Raw genomic sequence first — 17,944 nt, 5'->3', positions numbered from 1 at the left:
TCGATTCTATCTATCATCTGCAAAGGATATGAGTGCAGGACTCATTAGTTTTACATTCGTTCCGGTGCAGAGAATCCCAAGAGATCAATGCACTGCTCTAATACACGGCGGGTCAGATCCAAAAGATTGATATAACTTCCCTGAACCGACTCATTCTCCTGACTTAAGATCCTGGTCTCATGGTAGAAACGGTTCAAGGCTTCTGCCAGATCATAGACATAGGCGCAGACCTTATGCGGAGCCATCTCCTGGGCTGCAAGGCGGATTGCCTGGTTGAAGCGGGCCAGGATCAGCATCAGATCCTTCTCACTCTCGCTTGCCGGCTCCTGAATGGAATATTCCGAAGCCTTCTTTCCGGACGCCTTATATTTATTCAGGATCGACTTGATCCGGACAATGGTATAGAGGATGTAAGGGCCGGTATTTCCTTCGAAGGCAGAGAAACGATCGATATCGAAAATATAGTCCTTGGAAGCCTGGTTCATCAGGTCGCCATACTTAATCGCAGCCAGTGCAACCTGCTTTGCGGTCTTTTTGGCTTCCTCTTCGGAAAGGTCGGAGTTGGACTTGATCCTCTCATACATGCCCTGATTGACTTCATCCAGAAGCAGAGACAGACGCATAACACCGCCGTCTCTGGTCTTGAAAGGCCCGCCGTCTTTTCCGTTCATGGTACCGAAGCCGACGAAATCAAGCTCGGTATCCGGTCCGACGATGCCGGTCTTTCTGGCACAGCGGAAGACCTGAACAAAGTGCAGTTCCTGTCTCTTGTCTACGACATAGACGATCTTGTCCGGATGATAGTCTTCCATTCTCCAGACCAGAGTTGCAAGGTCTGTCGTATTATAGAGAGCTGCGCCATCCGATTTTAAAATCATACAGGGTGGGATCTCCTTCTTGTCGGAGTCTTCCTTCACATCAACGACAAGGGCTCCTTCGGATTCATAGGCCAGTCCCTTATCCTTCATCATCTTGACCATAGGAGCAATATAGGGCTGGGCGTCACTCTCCCCCTTCCAGAGTTCAAAGGAGACATTCAGGCGCTCGTAATTTTTCTTCAGATCCGTAACGGATACATTCAAAATATGAGAAAGGAGTGCTCGATAACCGCGTCTCCCCTTCTGAAGTTCTGCGGTAGCCTCCAGAGCTTTCTTGTGATATTCTTCATCTTCCTTGGACTTCTTGGAAGCGGTCGGATAGATTTCCTCGAGCTCACTGATCGTAAAGGGCGGCTCGGTCGGATAGTCTCCGTCATAATCCGGCTCAAAGTAAACCAGATCCGGTTTACGAAGCTTTAACTCTGTGATGATGAGTCCCATCTGGGTTCCCCAGTCACCAAGATGAATATCTCCGATGACACGGTTTCCGGCAAAGGAAAGGATCCTCTTGATACTCTCACCGATCACTGCGGAACGAAGATGTCCGACATGCAGGGGCTTTGCGACATTGGGTCCGCCATAATCGATCATAATGGTTTTCGGATTCGGCACCTTGTCTGCTCCGCAGCGCTCATGATCCATACGCATGGCATTGACATAGTCAGACAGATAGGCATTCTGAATTTTTAAGTTGATAAAGCCCGGCTTTACCGCTTCCACACTGGAGAAGACATTGCTGTCTTCTAACTGAGCTGTAATCTCTCTTGCGATCTCAAGCGGAGCCTTATGGTATTCTTTGGCAGCCGGCATCGCTCCGTTACACTGATACTCACAGAGATCCGGCCGGTTGGAGACGGTTACATTGGCATATTTGTCATCGTAACCGGCTTTCACGAAGCCTTTTTTCATCTCATCTGTGATCAAATCAATTAATTCTTTCATTCTAATTCTTTTCCTTTTTTATAGATCTGCTTCTGATCTGCTTCCGATCAACTCAATGTTGTCCTTTGTAACCCCCGCCGATAGAGAATGTTCAAAATCAGCCAGGACAGGAGAAGCCCCAGAAAGAGACCGATGGAATCGATCATCACGTCTTTCCATTGAGCGGACCTCTCACTGATAAAGTATTGATGGAATTCATCCGATCCGGCATAGGCGATGCCAAGAAGAAAGGGTCGAAGCAAGAGTTCAAAGTAAAAGCTCTTTCGCATGACATCCTTATTCTTCGATCGTATCCACTCCCGAAGAGTGAAAACCATGAGGATCTCCAGGATCAGATATTCCGTCACATGAGCAGCCTTTCTTACCAGAAAGGATCGAAAGGCCAGGCTTGTGCCCGGCGCGATCCAGAGAAGAAAGCGATTGCCCAGGCGAAGAAAGATATTGGACAGGTCTGTCGATTCTTCTCCCGGCATGGATGACATGATAAAAATCAGACTCATCCATGCAATAAGCAGGATCAGAAAAACCTTTGCGCGGGTGCGCAGTCTGTAATGGTATCCTCTCATGTCCGGCCTTCTTAATTCTTCGCCGGGAGCTTATAGCTCGACTTCAAAGAAACAACACGATTGAAGACCAGATGATCTGGGCGGGAATCCCTGCAGTCAACGCAATAGAATCCATCTCGGACAAACTGAAAACTGTCATAAGCCTTGGCGTCCTTCACAACCGGTTCAATAAATGCATGCAGGACCGTCTTGGAATTCGGATTGACATTGACACTTCCATCCTCGTTATAAACGCCAAGCTCTTCATTTACGATATTCTCATACTGACGAACTTCTGCGGAAACTGCAGTCTCAGCATTGACCCAGTGAATGGTGCCGCGGACCTTACGGCCGTCCGGAGAATCACCGCCCCGGGTCTCTGGATCATAGTTGCAGTGAACTACGGTCACATTGCCGTTTTCATCGCTTTCGTAGGATGTGCAGGTCACATAATAGGCATTCATCAGGCGGACTTCATTGCCCGGATAAAGTCTCTTATACTTCTTCGGAGGTTCTACCATGAAGTCGTCCGCTTCAATATAGACCTCACGGCTGAAGGGAACTTCACGGCTTCCAAGGGCTTCGTTTTCCTTATTGTTCGGAACGGTCAGATACTCGGTCTTGCCTTCCGGATAGTTGTCAATGACAAGCTTCAAAGGATGCATGACCGCCATCACACGGCTGTCACGAAGCTTTAAGTCTTCACGGATACAGTACTCCAGTTCTGCATAATCGATGGAGGCATTGCTCTTACTGATTCCGGTCAGACGGACAAAGTTCTGAATGGATTCCGGTGTGAAACCACGGCGGCGAAGGCCTGCGATAGATACCAAACGGGGATCATCCCAGCCGTCTACGGTGCCATTTTCTACCAGGCGCTTGATATAGCGCTTTCCGGTAATCACATTGGTGAGATACATCTTGGCAAACTCGATCTGTCTCGGCGGATGGGGGAAGCCGGCCTCACGAACTACCCAGTCATAGAGAGGTCTGTGATCTTCAAATTCCAGAGTGCAGAGAGAGTGAGTAACTCCCTCAATGGCATCCTCGATCGGATGGGCGAAATCGTACATGGGATAAATGCACCACTTATCCCCGGTCCTGACATGAGACATATGGGCCACACGATAAATGATCGGATCTCTCATATTGATATTGGGAGAAGCCATATCGATCCGGGCACGGATGACCATCTCACCATCCTTATATTTCCCGGCTTTCATGTCGCGGAAAATCTGTAAAGATTCTTCAGCCGACCGCTTGCAGTTCGGATCATCCTTTCCGGGTTCCGTCAGGGTGCCACGGTATTCTCGGATCTCTTCCGCTGTCAGATCGGAGGCATAGGCCTTCCCTTTTTTGATCAGATCTTCTGCAATCTCATACATCTGGTCGAAATAATCGGACGCATAATGAACCACCCCGCCAAAGTCAGCGCCCAGCCATTCAATATCCTTCTGAATGGATTCTACAAATTCATTTTTCTCCTTGGTCGGATTGGTATCATCGAAACGCATATTGAAACGTCCGTGATATTCTTTGGCAATACCGTAATTCAAGAGAATAGACTTGGCATGTCCGATATGGAGATAGCCGTTCGGTTCCGGAGGAAAACGGGTAACAACTTCACTGTACCTGCCCTCTGCAAGGTCCTTATCAATCTCAAGTTCAATAAAATTCTTCGTGCCGGTGATTGTTTCGGTAACTTCTGCTGCCATTTTAAACCTTCTTTACTCTTTCTATCTATTGATGAAACATCTTTATTTCACATGGGTATGCGTGAACAGATGATCCTGGCAATATTCATAATTGCCATTACACTTACTGCAATACCGGAAGGTCAGTTCCGGATTGGAAATATCTGTCCTGCCGCAGATACAGCATTTATGACGGGGTTTGGGACCGTCATCCTGTTTTTCCTTCTGGAAACCGGACTTAAAATTCCCGTAAGCCTTCTTGAAAGCCTGCCTTCTCTGTGCCTGGCGGAAGGAAACATGGTAAGAGCCCCTCGTAGACAGATAGAAGATCCAAAAGCTTAGGAAAGAAGCCAAAATTTCTACCACTCCACTGAATATTCCTGCAGAAATGTAACGGAACAAATCGATCACCGTAAAAATCACATAGACAATGGATAACCACTTCATCCGGATCGGAATGATGAAATAGAGCATGACCTGCATATCCGGATAGCAAAGAGCAAAAGCCAGAAAAATGGACAGGTTGATATAGTTCGTCGAAATAACCGATGCCTGCAACGCCATCATGGTTGATAGAGTGATGGCAGGATATCCTTGTGCTGCATAGACGGCATAGAGGAGGAAAGAACCGATGATCGTAAAGAGGATTCCACTCCAGATAAAGACATTAAAGCGGAAGGTTCCCCAGGTTCGTTCCAGAACAGTTCCCAGCTGCCAGTAGAAGATCATCATGATGACACCGAAAATAAAATTGATGAATCCGCTTCCGAAAGGCGGGATCAAGACCCAGGTGATCAGCCTCCAGATCTGAGGAAAGGGAGATCCATGAATGATCTGATAAGGGTCCAAGGTCATGTAAGACAGATAGGGGACCTTCAGGATCTGCTGCCCGAGGACAAAGAAATATCCCAGGATATAGCCGCCAATCAGATAATTCATCAGATGCCTTACGGCATATTTGCCAAATTTTCTTTCTAAATTATCCCACATATAGTAGCTCCACAAAAAATGAATACAAAATCATTCCTCATTATAAATTTCAATCTGACTCTTGTCAACGAAGACAGGGATTGCCACGCCTGTCCATAAGATTTCTAAACAATCTCTAAAGAATGTCTGTTTTGGTTTGTATTTCTATCTCTTTCTTATTATAATGCTAAATCGAACGCGTGATCTTATCCGGATCCTCTTCGGGGCAAACGCACATGGTCCCTTGGCCCGAAAGGGAAAAGACAAGTCTCACGAGATTGACCCGACTGTCCGATCAAATGATTCGACAGAACTTGTTACTATTAAGGAAGGATGACATTTATGTCAAATAACAACCTCTATAAGATGGGCATCGATATCGGATCCACAACCGTTAAGGTTGCCATTCTGGACCCGGAGGATAAACTCATCTTCTCCGATTATGAAAGGCATTTTGCCAACATTCGGGAAACCCTTCACGGACTGGTAGAGAAAGCTTATCAGATCACCGGCGATATCACCGTTGCTCCCATCATCACGGGATCCGGCGGACTGACTCTTGCCAAGCATCTCGGTATCTCCTTTACCCAGGAAGTCATCGCAGTATCCACTGCCCTGACCCACTATGCGCCACAGACCGATGTCGCCATCGAGCTCGGCGGTGAAGATGCAAAAATCATCTATTTTGAGAATGGAAATGTAGAACAGAGAATGAACGGGATCTGTGCCGGCGGTACCGGTTCCTTCATCGACCAGATGGCTTCCCTTCTCCAGACCGATGCCTCCGGTCTCAATGAATATGCAAAAAATTATAAGGCAATGTATACGATCGCCTCTCGCTGCGGTGTTTTCGCAAAGACCGATATCCAGCCCCTGATCAATGAGGGTGCTACCAAAGAAGACCTGTCGGCCTCTATTTTCCAGGCCGTTGTCAACCAGACCATCTCCGGCCTGGCCCAGGGAAAACCCATCCGCGGCCATGTTGCCTTTCTCGGAGGTCCCCTGCATTTCCTTGACCAATTAAGAGAGCGCTTTGTCGAGACTCTGAAGCTAGATGAAGAGCATACCATTGTTCCCGAGAATTCCCATCTTTTTGCGGCCATCGGCTCTGCCCTGACCTATAAGGAAAATGAGACCAAGACCATGCAGGGTCTCCTGGACGAGCTTTCCCGTCCCATTCATATGGAATTCGAGGTTGCAAGACTGGAGCCTCTCTTCAAATCCAAAGAAGAATACAAAGAATTTGAAGACCGTCATAACAAGGCCATTGTAAAGAAGGGCTCTCTCAAGGATTACCACGGCAATGCCTACCTGGGAATCGATGCCGGTTCCACGACCACAAAGCTTGCGGTCATCGGCGAAGACGGAGATCTCCTCTATTCCTTCTATTCCAGTAATAACGGAAGTCCCTTAAAGACTGCCGTAAAATCTCTGGAAGAGATCTACAAGGAGATGCCGGCCGATACAAGGATCGTTCATGCCTGCTCCACCGGTTATGGAGAAGCTCTCTTAAAGTCTGCTCTGAAACTGGAAGAAGGAGAGGTTGAAACCGTTGCCCATTATTATGCTGCCGCTTTCTTCGATCCGAAAGTCGATACCATTATGGATATCGGCGGTCAGGACATGAAGTTCATGCGGGTCAAGAATAAGACCATAGATTCGGTACAGTTGAATGAGTCCTGTTCCTCCGGATGCGGTTCTTTCATTGAGACTTTCGCACACTCCCTGAATTATTCGGTTCAGGACTTCGCCAAGGAAGCTCTCTTTGCCGAGCATCCCATTGATCTCGGTACCCGTTGTACCGTCTTCATGAATTCCAAGGTAAAGCAGGCCCAGAAAGAGGGCGCAACTGTAGCAGATATTTCTGCAGGTCTTGCCTATTCTGTGATCAAGAACGCTCTCTTTAAAGTTGTAAAGCTTGCAGACCCCAGCGAACTTGGTCAGAACATGGTCGTTCAGGGCGGAACCTTCTATAACAATGCCGTTCTCCGTGCTTTCGAGAAGATTTCCGGTAAGAATGTCATTCGTCCGGATATTGCAGGCCTTATGGGTGCCTTCGGTGCGGCCCTTCTGGCCAAGGAGCGTTACCACGCCAACCCTCATACCACCATGCTCCCGATCGACGAGATCAAAAAACTGACCTTTACGACCGAGCTGTCCAGATGCCAGTTCTGCAATAACCACTGTCTTCTGACCCATAACAACTTCAGCGACGGACGTTCCTTCATTACAGGAAACCGTTGTGAGCGAGGTCTGGGTTTGGAAAAGAACCCGAACCATATTCCAAACCTCTATGAGTATAAGCTGAGAAGGACCTTCCAGGAGCGGCCTCTCACACCCGACCAGGCGACACGTGGAACCGTTGGTATTCCGAGAGTTTTGAATATCTATGAGAACTACCCCTTCTGGGCTGCCTTCTTTAAGAAGCTCGGCTTCCGCGTCGTCCTGTCTCCGATCTCCAGCCGTAAGATCTATGAGCTCGGCATCGAATCCATTCCGTCCGAATCCGAATGCTATCCGGCCAAGCTCTCCCACGGTCATGTGCAATGGCTGATCAATAAAAAAGTGGATTTCATTTTCTACCCCTGTGTTCCCTATGAGAGAAATGAATTCCCGGATTCCAACAACCACTACAACTGCCCCATTGTTACTTCCTACGCCGAGAATATCAAGAACAATGTCGAGGATATCACCTCCGGCAAGGTTCGTTTCTTAAATCCTTTCGTGGCCTTCTCTTCCGAGAAGATCCTGGCCGATCAGCTGGTCAAGGTCTTCGACAAGGAATTCCAGATTCCGGAGGATGAGGTCCGGGCAGCCGCCCACATCGGCTGGGAAGCCCAGGGCCAGTTTCGGAAGGATGTCGAGGACAAGGGACTTGAGACCATTGAATACTTAAAGAAGACCGGCCGGCATGGCATCGTTCTCTGCGGACGTCCCTACCACATCGATCCGGAAATCAACCACGGTATTCCGGACGCTATCACCTCCTACGGTATGGCCGTCCTGACCGAGGATTCCATTTCCGAGCTGGGCGAGCTGGAGCGGCCTCTGATCGTTATGGACCAGTGGATGTATCATACCCGTATGTACTCGGCCGCCAACTATGTCAAGAAGACCGACTTCCTGGATGTCATTCAACTGAACTCCTTCGGCTGCGGTGTCGATGCCGTAACAACTGACTGTGTCCGTGATATCCTGAACGGCTCCGGCAAGATCTATACCTGCCTGAAGATCGATGAGGTCAATAACCTGGGTGCCGCCAAGATCCGGATCCGTTCCCTTCTGGCCGCTCTCCGTGTCAGAGATCAGGAGAAGGCTGAGCGGGAAATTCATTCGGCTGCCTTCAAGAGAACCGAATATACCAAGGAAATGAAGAAGGAGAAATGGACCATTCTGGCTCCTCAGATGTCTCCCATTCACTTCGAATTAGTCCAGCCGGCCCTCCAGGCAGCCGGATACAATGTCATCGTTCCGGATATTCCCGCCCGGGAATGTGTCGATGTCGGACTTCGCTATGTCAATAACGATGCCTGCTATCCTTCCCTGATCGTTGTCGGCCAGCTCATGGCTGCCATCAAACGCGGCGATTATGATATGAACAGGACCGCCCTTCTCATTACCCAGACCGGCGGCGGTTGCCGGGCAAGCAACTACATCGGATTCCTCCGCCGGGCCCTGGACAAGGCCGGATACGAGCATGTTCCGGTTATCTCTCTTTCGGCTCAGGGACTGGAGAAGAATTCCGGCTTCAAGATCACGCCAAGCCTGGTACAGCATGGCTTCTATGCCCTGATCTTCGGAGATATCTTCCTCCGCTGCGTCTACCGGGTAAGGCCTTACGAGAAGGTTCCGGGATCCACCGATGAGCTCCATGAGAAATGGAAGAAGAAGGTCATCGAATTCGTTACAGGAAACGGACTGCTCTCCCACCGAAAGTTTAAGAAGATGTGCAAGGATATCATCCATGATTTCGACACCCTGCCCATTATTGAGGGCTTACGGAAACCGAGAGTCGGAATCGTCGGAGAGATCCTGGTCAAGTTCCATCCGGTTGCCAACAACCATCTGGCAGACCAGCTGGAGGCCGAAGGTGCCGAGGCCGTTGTTCCGGATCTTCTGGACTTCTTCCTCTACAGCTTCTATACGGCTAACTTCAAGGAAGAGAACCTGGGTACCTCTCATAAGTCCACGGTCCTCTGCAATGCCATGATCCGAATCTTCGAGTGGGCCAGACAGGCTGCCCGCGAGGCCTATGAGGAAAGTGAGCGTTTCACTGCTCCCAACCATATCCAGGATACCGCCAAGATGGCAGAGCAGATTGTATCTCTTGGTAACATGACCGGTGAGGGATGGCTTCTGACTGGCGAAATGCTGGAACTCATGCACCAGGATGCCAAGAACATCGTCTGCATCCAGCCCTTCGGCTGCCTGCCCAACCACATCATCGGCAAGGGCGTCATCAAGCGGATCCGCGAGCTGAATCCGGATGCCAATATCGTAGCCATCGATTACGATCCGGGCGCTTCCGAGGTTAACCAGCTCAACCGAATCAAGATGATGCTGACCAATGCACAGAGAAATCTGAAAAAAGAAGAAATGGCATAAGGAAACTATTAGCACTCTTTTTAAAAGAGTGCTAATTTTCTATTGACTCAAACAATAAAGAAAACTAAAATAGTCTTGTTACGATGTATGGAAAAAAGCTCTTTTGGATAACAGCCAAAAGAGCTCTGAAAAATTTTATTTCAATTTCTTTATCATAAGTCAAAGGAGTGAGTGTTATATGACAGAGAAACATGGAAATCTTTCAATCACCAGTGAAAACATCTTTCCGGTCATTAAGAAATGGCTCTATTCGGATCATGACATTTTCCTTCGTGAACTGATCAGTAATGCATGTGATGCCATCACCAAGCTGAAGAAGCTGAATGTGATGGGTGAATTCGATTTGCCTGAGGACTATAAGCCCAAGGTTACTGTAGAAGTCGACACCGAAAAGAAGACCCTGAAAGTCATCGATAACGGTATCGGTATGACCGCTGATGAGGTTGACAAATATATTAACCAGATCGCTTTTTCCGGTGCGACCGATTTCTTAAATAAATTCAAGGACAAGGATGATAAGGACCAGATCATCGGTCATTTTGGTCTCGGTTTCTATTCCGCCTTCATGGTTGCCGACCAGGTGCATATCGATTCCCTCTCCTACCAGCCGGATGCAAAGGCTGTTCATTGGGAATGCGACGGCGGTACCGACTATTCCATGAGCGACGGTGACAGGGACAGTTTTGGAACCACGATCACCCTTTTCATCAATGAGGACTGCCTGGAGTTCTGTAACGAATACAGGATTCGTGAGCTGATCAATAAGTATTGTGCCTTCATGCCGACCGAGATCTATCTTAAAGTCGCAAATGCCAAACCGGAATATGAGGAGATCAAGCCCGAAGACAAGAAGGATAGCGATACCGTCATCGAGACCGTTCATCACGAAGCCCGGACTCATGAAAAGACGAATGACGACGGAAGTAAGGAGACTATCGAAGACGAACCGGCTCATGATATGTTAAAGATTCTGAAGCGTCCGGTTCCCCTGAATGACATTCATCCTCTCTGGACCAAGACACCGAGCGAATGCACCGATCAGGAGTATAAGGATTTCTATCGTAAGGTCTTCAATGACTACAGAGAGCCTCTCTTCTGGATCCATCTCAATATGGACTATCCCTTCAATCTGAAGGGCATCCTCTACTTCCCCAAGATCAACTCCGAATATGAATCCATTGAGGGAACGATCAAGCTCTACAACAATCAGGTCTTTGTCGCTGATAATATCAAGGAAGTCATTCCGGAGTTTCTCATGCTCTTAAAGGGTGTGATCGACTGCCCGGATCTGCCTCTCAATGTTTCCCGTTCCGCTCTGCAGAATGATGGTTTTGTAAAGAAGATCTCTGATTATATCACTAAGAAAGTCGCCGACAAGCTGACCGGTCTCTGCAAAACCGATAAGGAAAATTATGAGAAATACTGGGACGACATCAGCCCCTTTATTAAATACGGCTGCCTGAAAGATGAGAAATTCTGCGATAAGATGAATGATTATATCCTTTTCAAGGATATCAATGATAAATATGTCACCCTTCCTGAGCTCCTGGCCAAGGATGAAAAGAAGGATGAGGAAAAACAGGCAGAAGAAAAGGCAGAAGACAAGGCCGATGACAAGGCTTCTGAGAAGGAAGACAGCAAAGAAGACAAAGAAAATAAAGAGAATAAAGAAGATAAGGATGAGCGGAAGCCGATCTATTATGTCACTGATGTAAAGCAGCAAAGCCAGTATATCAATCTCTTTAAAGAGCAGAATATGAATGCTGTCATCCTCGACCGTGTCATCGATACTTCCTTCATCACCCAGCTCGAGTCCCGGAATCCGGATTACAAATTTCTCCGGATCGATGCCGATCTTACAGACTCTCTGAAGGAAGACGTAGATCCGGAGAGCTTAAAGGATGACCTTGCTGCCCTGACCAAGCTTTTCCAGAAGGATCTGAAGAAGGATCATCTGAAGGTTTCCGTTGAAAAGCTGAAGAACAAGGATACGGCAGCAGTCTTAAATATTTCCGAAGAATCCCGCCGTATGCAGGATATGATGAAGATGTATAACATGGGCGGCATGGATCCCAGCATGTTCCCGAAGGATGAGACTCTGGTATTAAATGTAAACCATCCTCTGGTCTCCTATCTCCTGAAGAATCCGGACAGCGAAAATACCGAAGACTTCTGCAAACAGATCTATGATCTTGCCAAACTTGCAAATGAGCCTCTGGAACCTGCCGAAATGACAGAATTCATCCAGAGATCCAACAAGCTCATGCTGGAGCTTTCCAAATAAACATGATATGTGCAGTGGGCGGCACGATGAAAAAAGCACCACCGGAATTCCGGTGGTGCTTTTTTACATTGATTTTTTACATTGAATTGAAAGGGAGAGACTGACGATCAGAGATCGATCTTTCCTGCATAGGTATCATTTGCTACATAATAAGCGGCATTGTCTTCCGGCTTGATATAAACTCGGATGTCTTTCAACTCCTTGTTCTTATTCTCAGCCTTATAAGCATCCTTTGCACGGGCAATGATATCCTCTACCGTGAAATCACGTCCCATAAACTGAACAATGGCTGTGGTCTTTACTTCAGCCCTCTTTGCAGCTACTGCAGTCTTTGCCTTATCAGCAGCCTTTGTGACCGTCTTCTTTGCTGTGGCAACGGTTTCCTTGGCCTTCTGAGCGGTCGTCTTAGCTGCAGCCTTTGTCTTGGTCTTCGTTTCCTTCTTGACTTCAGCAGTCTTTGCCTCGGCTTCCTTCTTCATCTCAGCGGTCTTAGTTTCAGCTTCCTTCTTCACTTCAGCTGCCTTGTCAGCAACCTCTTCTGTAGCCTTCTTCACTGCCTGTTCTGCCTTAGCAGCTTCCTTCTTCAGATTTGCTGCAAATTCTTCACGTGTCGGTTTCTTCTTTGTTGTCATAACTTTACTCTCCTTTGTTCTATAAAATAGATTACAATCCGTAATAGTATTTAAGCATAATAATATTATAACTATTCGGACTATTTCTTCCAACTGTAAGATTTACAGATAATATACAGGTGCAAAAGAGAAAAACTGGTTATTTTGCTCGATTCTATTTGGGTTTCCTTCCATTCTTTTTGAAAATGGGCCTATTAAGAGAATGTCAGATACCGGTTTATCGTGTCAAAAAAGGAAGAAGACGAAAGTTTCTTTCCCTTCGGCATTTCGATGGATCTCCAGGCCCTCTGATTCAGCTCCGAATACTCGTTACGGTCTAGCTGGTCGATAATGGAGGAAAGGGCCTTATCTTGTCGCTTCCTTACGATCTTCTCCTTGTTCTGAGCGGAAAGTTCTTCATTATACTTGGACAGACACTTTAGAAAATACCATTTTCCATCCGCTTTCACTTCAGCTGTCTCCTTATTCTCCATCCGAAAAGCCTTCTCCTCGACAGCTGACGGATAATCCCCCCTCTTCATCTTGACTTCGAACGAATCGCCCTGATTGTATTGGGCGAGGATCTCAAACTGGGAACCGGAAGACAGGCTGTTTCGAACCGCTTCGGCATCCTTTTCGGACGAAAGCTGAATAATCTCCATATCAAGTACTCTGGCCTCATCCTCACTGATCTCATCATTCACTGAACTCATAAGTCCTGCATAGACCTTCATGGCAAGAGCCAGCCTGCCATAGATCTCCTCCAGATCCCCGTCACTGACTTTGAGATAGTCCTTTTCCTCTTTGGACAGGGATTTGAAATAAGAAGCGGCTGCCTCATGGACCCTGGCCTTTTCCTGGCTGTCCAAACGAATCTTCTTCTCTCTGGCATAGAGATTTAAGGCATAGATATAAGAAAGCTGAGATAAGCTTTCATCCCTCAGCTGTTCCATCAATGCATCGGAAGCAAAAGAACTGTCGATCAGATTCTCCGATCCTAGATTTCCATAGAGGTTCTTATCATTTAAAAGGTAAACCCTCGCTTCTTTTTTACTGCAGGACAGATTTCCGATGCAAAAAACATTCGATATACCGGGTCCGGTTGAAAAGTAAACCTTTCTGCCGAGAACAGAACAGCCGGTCAGACTGAGAGCAGAAATTGCAGAAAGAGCAAGAGCTGTCAGCCGGCATAATCTTTTTCGCATGCTTTACCCCTCAACAACCAGATATCTGCCGTCATCCAGAGCAAACACTTCCGGTGAGTCCAGAACATCCTCTTCGCTCATTCCTTCAATGTCCATATTGTCCCCCAGATATTCGATGACTTCGTCCTTATCATCGCAGACAACCGCCAGACAGTCCTCCAGGAAAACTTCCGCCTCTTCCAAAGTATCTGCTACCGCTTCCGGGAAAAGCTGATCCTGATGATCGAGAAAAGCCTGTAATACGCCCTCATCATATTCACTGCTTGTCATAGTATTCTCCCTTGTTACATTAATAAAAAGATATGCGTGTCAAAAGTCTTGCCACAGGGCATGCAAGCATGTGTGGTGGCAAACTTTTTACACTGTAATCAATATATTACAAACGAAAGGCAAGCTCAACCTGAAGATAAAGGGAATAAAGGCAGACTTCGCGGATCCTTTTATGACTGGTCTTCGAAAGGGCCAGGGCATACCATTCGATCTGCCGCCGGTAACGGTTCAAAAGTTCCTCCCCATTTTTTACCCGGTCGGTCTTATAATCCACGATGACGATCTCATCCCCCTCAACAAACCAGGCATCCACAGCTCCCTGGACCATCACAAGTCGGTCCGGATCCCTTGTTTCTGCCAAAGCGTTTCCCTTCTGTCCTTCTTTTGGCTGATCCGAAGGAGAGATCTCCTCAGAGACCCTTTTCAATAAGTCCGCCGGCCGGTCGAGATCGTCCGGATCTACTCCCAGAACAAAGGGCGTCTCCCGATGAAGATTTCCAAGCAAGGCTGCTTCATGCATTCTCCTGGAAAGATCGGAACCAAGGAAGGACAAAAGCTGTGACAGATTCAAAAGTTCTGCCTCTTCATGATTTAGAAAGCCTTCTGACAGCATCCGGTCTCTTTCCCGGGCCAGCTCCTCTCGTTTCCCCGGCGTCTCCCGGGTATAGTCATAGACCTCCAGAAAACGGTGCATGGCCGTACCACGAAGAGCAGCGTTTGGAATATTGGACTTTGTTCCAAAGAACTCCCAGCAATTTTCCGGCTCATCCAAATCATCCGGCTCACCTTTCTTTGCTTCCGGATCACTTCTCGCCGCTTCACTTCCTGCTGCTATCTCCTTTTCCTTCTTCGAAGCGGTACCGTCATCCCGGTCTGTATTTTCCCGCAAAAAATCCGCCGGCTGACCGGGTTCTTCTTCGCTCTCTTTAAGATCCGTCTTTTCTTCCATGGCTCTGTGCTTCAGTTCGCTGACCGAATAGATCTGCTTTAAGCCCTCTCTCTCATCCTTGGGATAAAGATAGACCATCCGGTCCTGAATCGATTTTTCGATTTCAGGAGCTGCCTTTGAAAAAAGGTCCATCAGGGCCTCCCGGTCGCTTCCCTGACGAAGGACATCATCTGCATTTTGTAAGACCAGATCCTCCGCTTTGATTTCCCGGATCGGATACTTGTCCGGTTCTATAGACAAAGCCATCCGGATCCAGTCCATATAAGATTTGGCATTCAGGACTTCAAAAGGGCTGATGTCCCGCTGGCCCGGTAAGGCCGGATCCTTGGCAGCAGCCATACCGGTGATGATCAGCTTCTCCTTTGCACGGGTCATGGCGACATAGAGGACCCTTAGCTCCTCGCCCATACTCTCCGTCTGTATAAAGGAAGTCAGAGCTTCCCGATAGAGATAAGTCTTCCGTCTCCTGTAATCCCCATGAATATAGGAAATGGCCATGCCTTCCTCGGGATGCATCAGGATGGTTTCACTTGTTTCCTTTTTATAGATCGAATCCCCGGCAGCCGCCAGGATCACCACCGGAAATTCCAGGCCCTTACTTAAATGGATGGTCATGATGGTGACATGATCTGCGCCATTGCCGGAATCCTTCGCCGATGGATTCAATGAATATTTCTTCAACTTTCTAATATACTGCATGAAGGAAAACACATTATGACCGGATCCTGCTTCAAAATTCACCGCCAGATCGACGATTTTTTCGAGATTGGCTCTTCTCTTCTCTCCTTCGGGCAGAGAATATACGTAATTCAGGAATCCGGTCTCATCCAGAATATGCTGAATTAAATCGAAAAGCGGGGTCCGTTCTGCTTCCTTCCGGTATTTCTGCAGCATCAGATAGAAACGGAGGATGGGATCCTCGATCTCGTCTTCTTTCCCTTCCTCTTTTCCTTCCTCTGCCATATCCTCTGCATAATTTAAAACTGCCTCAGAAAAGGACAATTCCGAATACTTCTCCCTTACCTCTGCCAGCTTATCATCCCCGACACGAAACATGGCAGAATGCAGGACCGAGGCCATAGGGATATCCTGAAGCGGATTGTCGATCAGATTCAAAAAAGACAAAAGGACATTGACTTCCGAAGTATCCAGATAATTTGTTTCTGCCATAAGCCTGGCAGGTATGGCATAAGACTTTAAGATTTCCAGGACCTTCTGCTGGAAGGGCCCGGACTTTCGTGTCAAAATAGCGATATCTCCGGGGCGGACCGGCCGAAAGCCCCCGGATTTGATATCTGTCACCTTACCATTTTGCAAGAGTTCCAGGATCCGGCCGGCGATCATAAGTGCTTCGAATTCGATCTTATCCTGGATGTCCGGATTTTTCCTCGGGAAGGATTCTTCCTTTCCAATGAGGATCTCCGGTCGAAAAGAATCCTCGGGATCTTCTGGGTACCACTCCGCTCCATAATGTAAGAGAGCTTTCCCCCAGTAGCTGACTCCGCCGACTTCCTCGGACATGATCCTTTGGAAAACATCATTTGTGATCGTAAGGACCTCTCTCCGGCTTCGGAAATTCTTTGTTAGATCGATCCGAACCTGGCTTTCTGACAGATCATCGCTGAAAGACTTATATTTTGTCATGAAAATCTCAGGTCTGGCCTGCCGGAAGCGATAGATGGACTGCTTGACATCTCCGACCATGAAATAGTTATTTCTGCCTGTCGAAGCCCGGGAAATGCTGTAAAGCAAAAGCTCCTGAACTTCGTTCGAATCCTGGTACTCATCGATCATGACTTCCTCGAACTGTTTCTGGAATTCGTAAGCTGCAGACTTTGGGCTTCCATCCCGGTTGACCAGGATCTCCAGGGCATAGTGCTCCATGTCGGAGAAATCCATAAGATGAGCCTTCTGCTTGGCTTCCAGAAAAGCCTCCTGATATTCGATCGTAAGATCGACCAGTTTATGAACCAGGGGGTTCAGATAGGAAAAAATCCCAACAAGATCCGAAAAAGGATCCTGACTAAGATTATTCTGAATTCCTTTCACTGCCGCCTTATATTGATCCCGGACATTTTTTAAACTTTCATATTCTTCCTTGGAATATTCGAATTTTTTGGAGGGTTGATTCAACCTTTTGAATTCCAGACCGGACAGTTTCCGAAAGAAACTCTCCGGATCCGCTTCCCGATCGAGATCCTCCAGGCTCTCCTGATCCGACCGGATGGTCTTCAATGTCGATTGATAAGCTTCCTGATCCTGAAAGGCTTCCACCAGATCCCTTGTACTGAGAACTGCCCAGCGGATGACTTCCTTCATCTCATGAAAATATCTCTGAAACCAGTTTTCCCCGGTGATTGCTTCCCTGGTCTGATCCTCATAGGGCTTATTTAAAGACAAAAGCCAATCCTTGGGCCAGGGGAAGCTCTGAGCATGGTTATAGAGAGAAAAAACAAGATCCCTGACTTTCTGGTCTGTATTTCTCGTCCCATAAAATCGTATTAGATCTAAAAAATTCCTATCTTTCTGCCCGTCCTTTTCCTCGTAATGAGAAGCAAAGACCTGATCCATGACTTCCTGGCCAAGAAGTTTGGTCTCTGTCTCATCAGCTACCCGAAAAGACGGATCCAGGCCGATCTCGTCGAAATGATTCCTTATAATATAGGAGCAAAAACTATCGATCGTTGTGATCTTGGCATGGCTGATCAGGGTCCTCTGCCGACGAAGATGAAGATTTTTCGGATCTCTGGCACTCGCTTCTTCAATGGCCTCCCGGATCCTCTCCTTCATTTCTCCGGCGGCTGCCTTGGTAAAGGTCACAACCAAAAGCCGGTCGACATCGACCGGATGATCCTTGGAGAGAATCTTCTGCAGGATGCGTTCTACCAAAACGGCTGTTTTTCCGGAACCGGCGGCAGCGGAAACCAATAGATCTCTGCCGGAGGTATGAATGACCAATTCCTGTTCTTCTGTCCATTTTTTCTCAGCCATG

The 17,944-nt window shown here is 47.6% G+C and carries 10 protein-coding genes; 2 read left to right on the top strand and 8 right to left on the bottom strand.

The genetic code is table 11. The features are described from left to right. Positions 1-50 precede the first annotated feature (50 nt). The 4 genes from argS to ACKX2L_RS01820 are packed head-to-tail and all read right to left on the bottom strand — an operon-like array spanning position 51 to position 5,049. Entirely contained in the window at positions 51-1,820 is a 1,770-nt protein-coding gene (gene argS / locus ACKX2L_RS01835) for an arginine--tRNA ligase (protein WP_497552553.1), read from the bottom strand. Between the two features lie 47 nt (positions 1,821-1,867). Continuing rightward, complete coding sequence (locus tag ACKX2L_RS01830) at positions 1,868-2,386, bottom strand: VanZ family protein (RefSeq protein ID WP_497552552.1); 519 nt, start codon at positions 2,384-2,386, stop codon at positions 1,868-1,870. Positions 2,387-2,397: 11 nt separating this feature from the next. After that, complete coding sequence (locus ACKX2L_RS01825) at positions 2,398-4,080, bottom strand: glutamine--tRNA ligase/YqeY domain fusion protein (protein WP_497552551.1); 1,683 nt, start codon at positions 4,078-4,080, stop codon at positions 2,398-2,400. A 42-nt stretch (positions 4,081-4,122) separates the two neighbouring features. Then, on the bottom strand, positions 4,123-5,049 hold the full coding sequence (locus ACKX2L_RS01820) for a DUF1751 domain-containing protein (protein WP_497550687.1): 927 nt from the start codon (positions 5,047-5,049) through the stop codon (positions 4,123-4,125). Between the two features lie 321 nt (positions 5,050-5,370). Between ACKX2L_RS01820 and ACKX2L_RS01815 the strand changes: the two genes are divergently transcribed. Both ACKX2L_RS01815 and htpG read left to right on the top strand, forming a co-directional pair. After that, entirely contained in the window at positions 5,371-9,633 is a 4,263-nt protein-coding gene (locus tag ACKX2L_RS01815; protein ID WP_497552550.1) for an acyl-CoA dehydratase activase-related protein, read from the top strand. Between the two features lie 178 nt (positions 9,634-9,811). Next, positions 9,812-11,917: a molecular chaperone HtpG gene (gene htpG / locus ACKX2L_RS01810; protein WP_497552549.1), complete on the top strand. Its 2,106-nt coding sequence runs from the start codon at positions 9,812-9,814 to the stop codon at positions 11,915-11,917. Positions 11,918-12,024: 107 nt separating this feature from the next. Here the strand turns inward: htpG and ACKX2L_RS01805 are convergent, their stop codons facing one another. The 4 genes from ACKX2L_RS01805 to addA all read right to left on the bottom strand — a co-directional run bounded on the left by ACKX2L_RS01805 (position 12,025) and on the right by addA (position 17,943). After that, on the bottom strand, positions 12,025-12,549 hold the full coding sequence (locus ACKX2L_RS01805; protein WP_497552548.1) for a DUF6465 family protein: 525 nt from the start codon (positions 12,547-12,549) through the stop codon (positions 12,025-12,027). 194 nt (positions 12,550-12,743) lie between these two features. Then, positions 12,744-13,733: a peptidylprolyl isomerase gene (locus tag ACKX2L_RS01800; protein WP_497552547.1), complete on the bottom strand. Its 990-nt coding sequence runs from the start codon at positions 13,731-13,733 to the stop codon at positions 12,744-12,746. Between the two features lie 3 nt (positions 13,734-13,736). Then, a complete protein-coding gene (locus ACKX2L_RS01795; RefSeq protein WP_497552546.1) occupies positions 13,737-14,003 on the bottom strand; it encodes a glyoxalase in 267 nt (88 codons plus the stop codon). Between the two features lie 106 nt (positions 14,004-14,109). After that, the gene (addA, locus tag ACKX2L_RS01790; protein ID WP_497552545.1) at positions 14,110-17,943 is read right to left on the bottom strand and encodes a helicase-exonuclease AddAB subunit AddA; all 3,834 of its coding nucleotides are present in this window, start codon (positions 17,941-17,943) and stop codon (positions 14,110-14,112) included. Position 17,944 lies beyond the last annotated feature (1 nt).

The organism is Porcibacter vitabionis, assembly GCF_046263795.1.
Classification (GTDB): domain Bacteria; phylum Bacillota; class Clostridia; order Lachnospirales; family Lachnospiraceae; genus Lachnocurva.
This window is presented reverse-complemented; position numbering and strand designations above follow the sequence as displayed.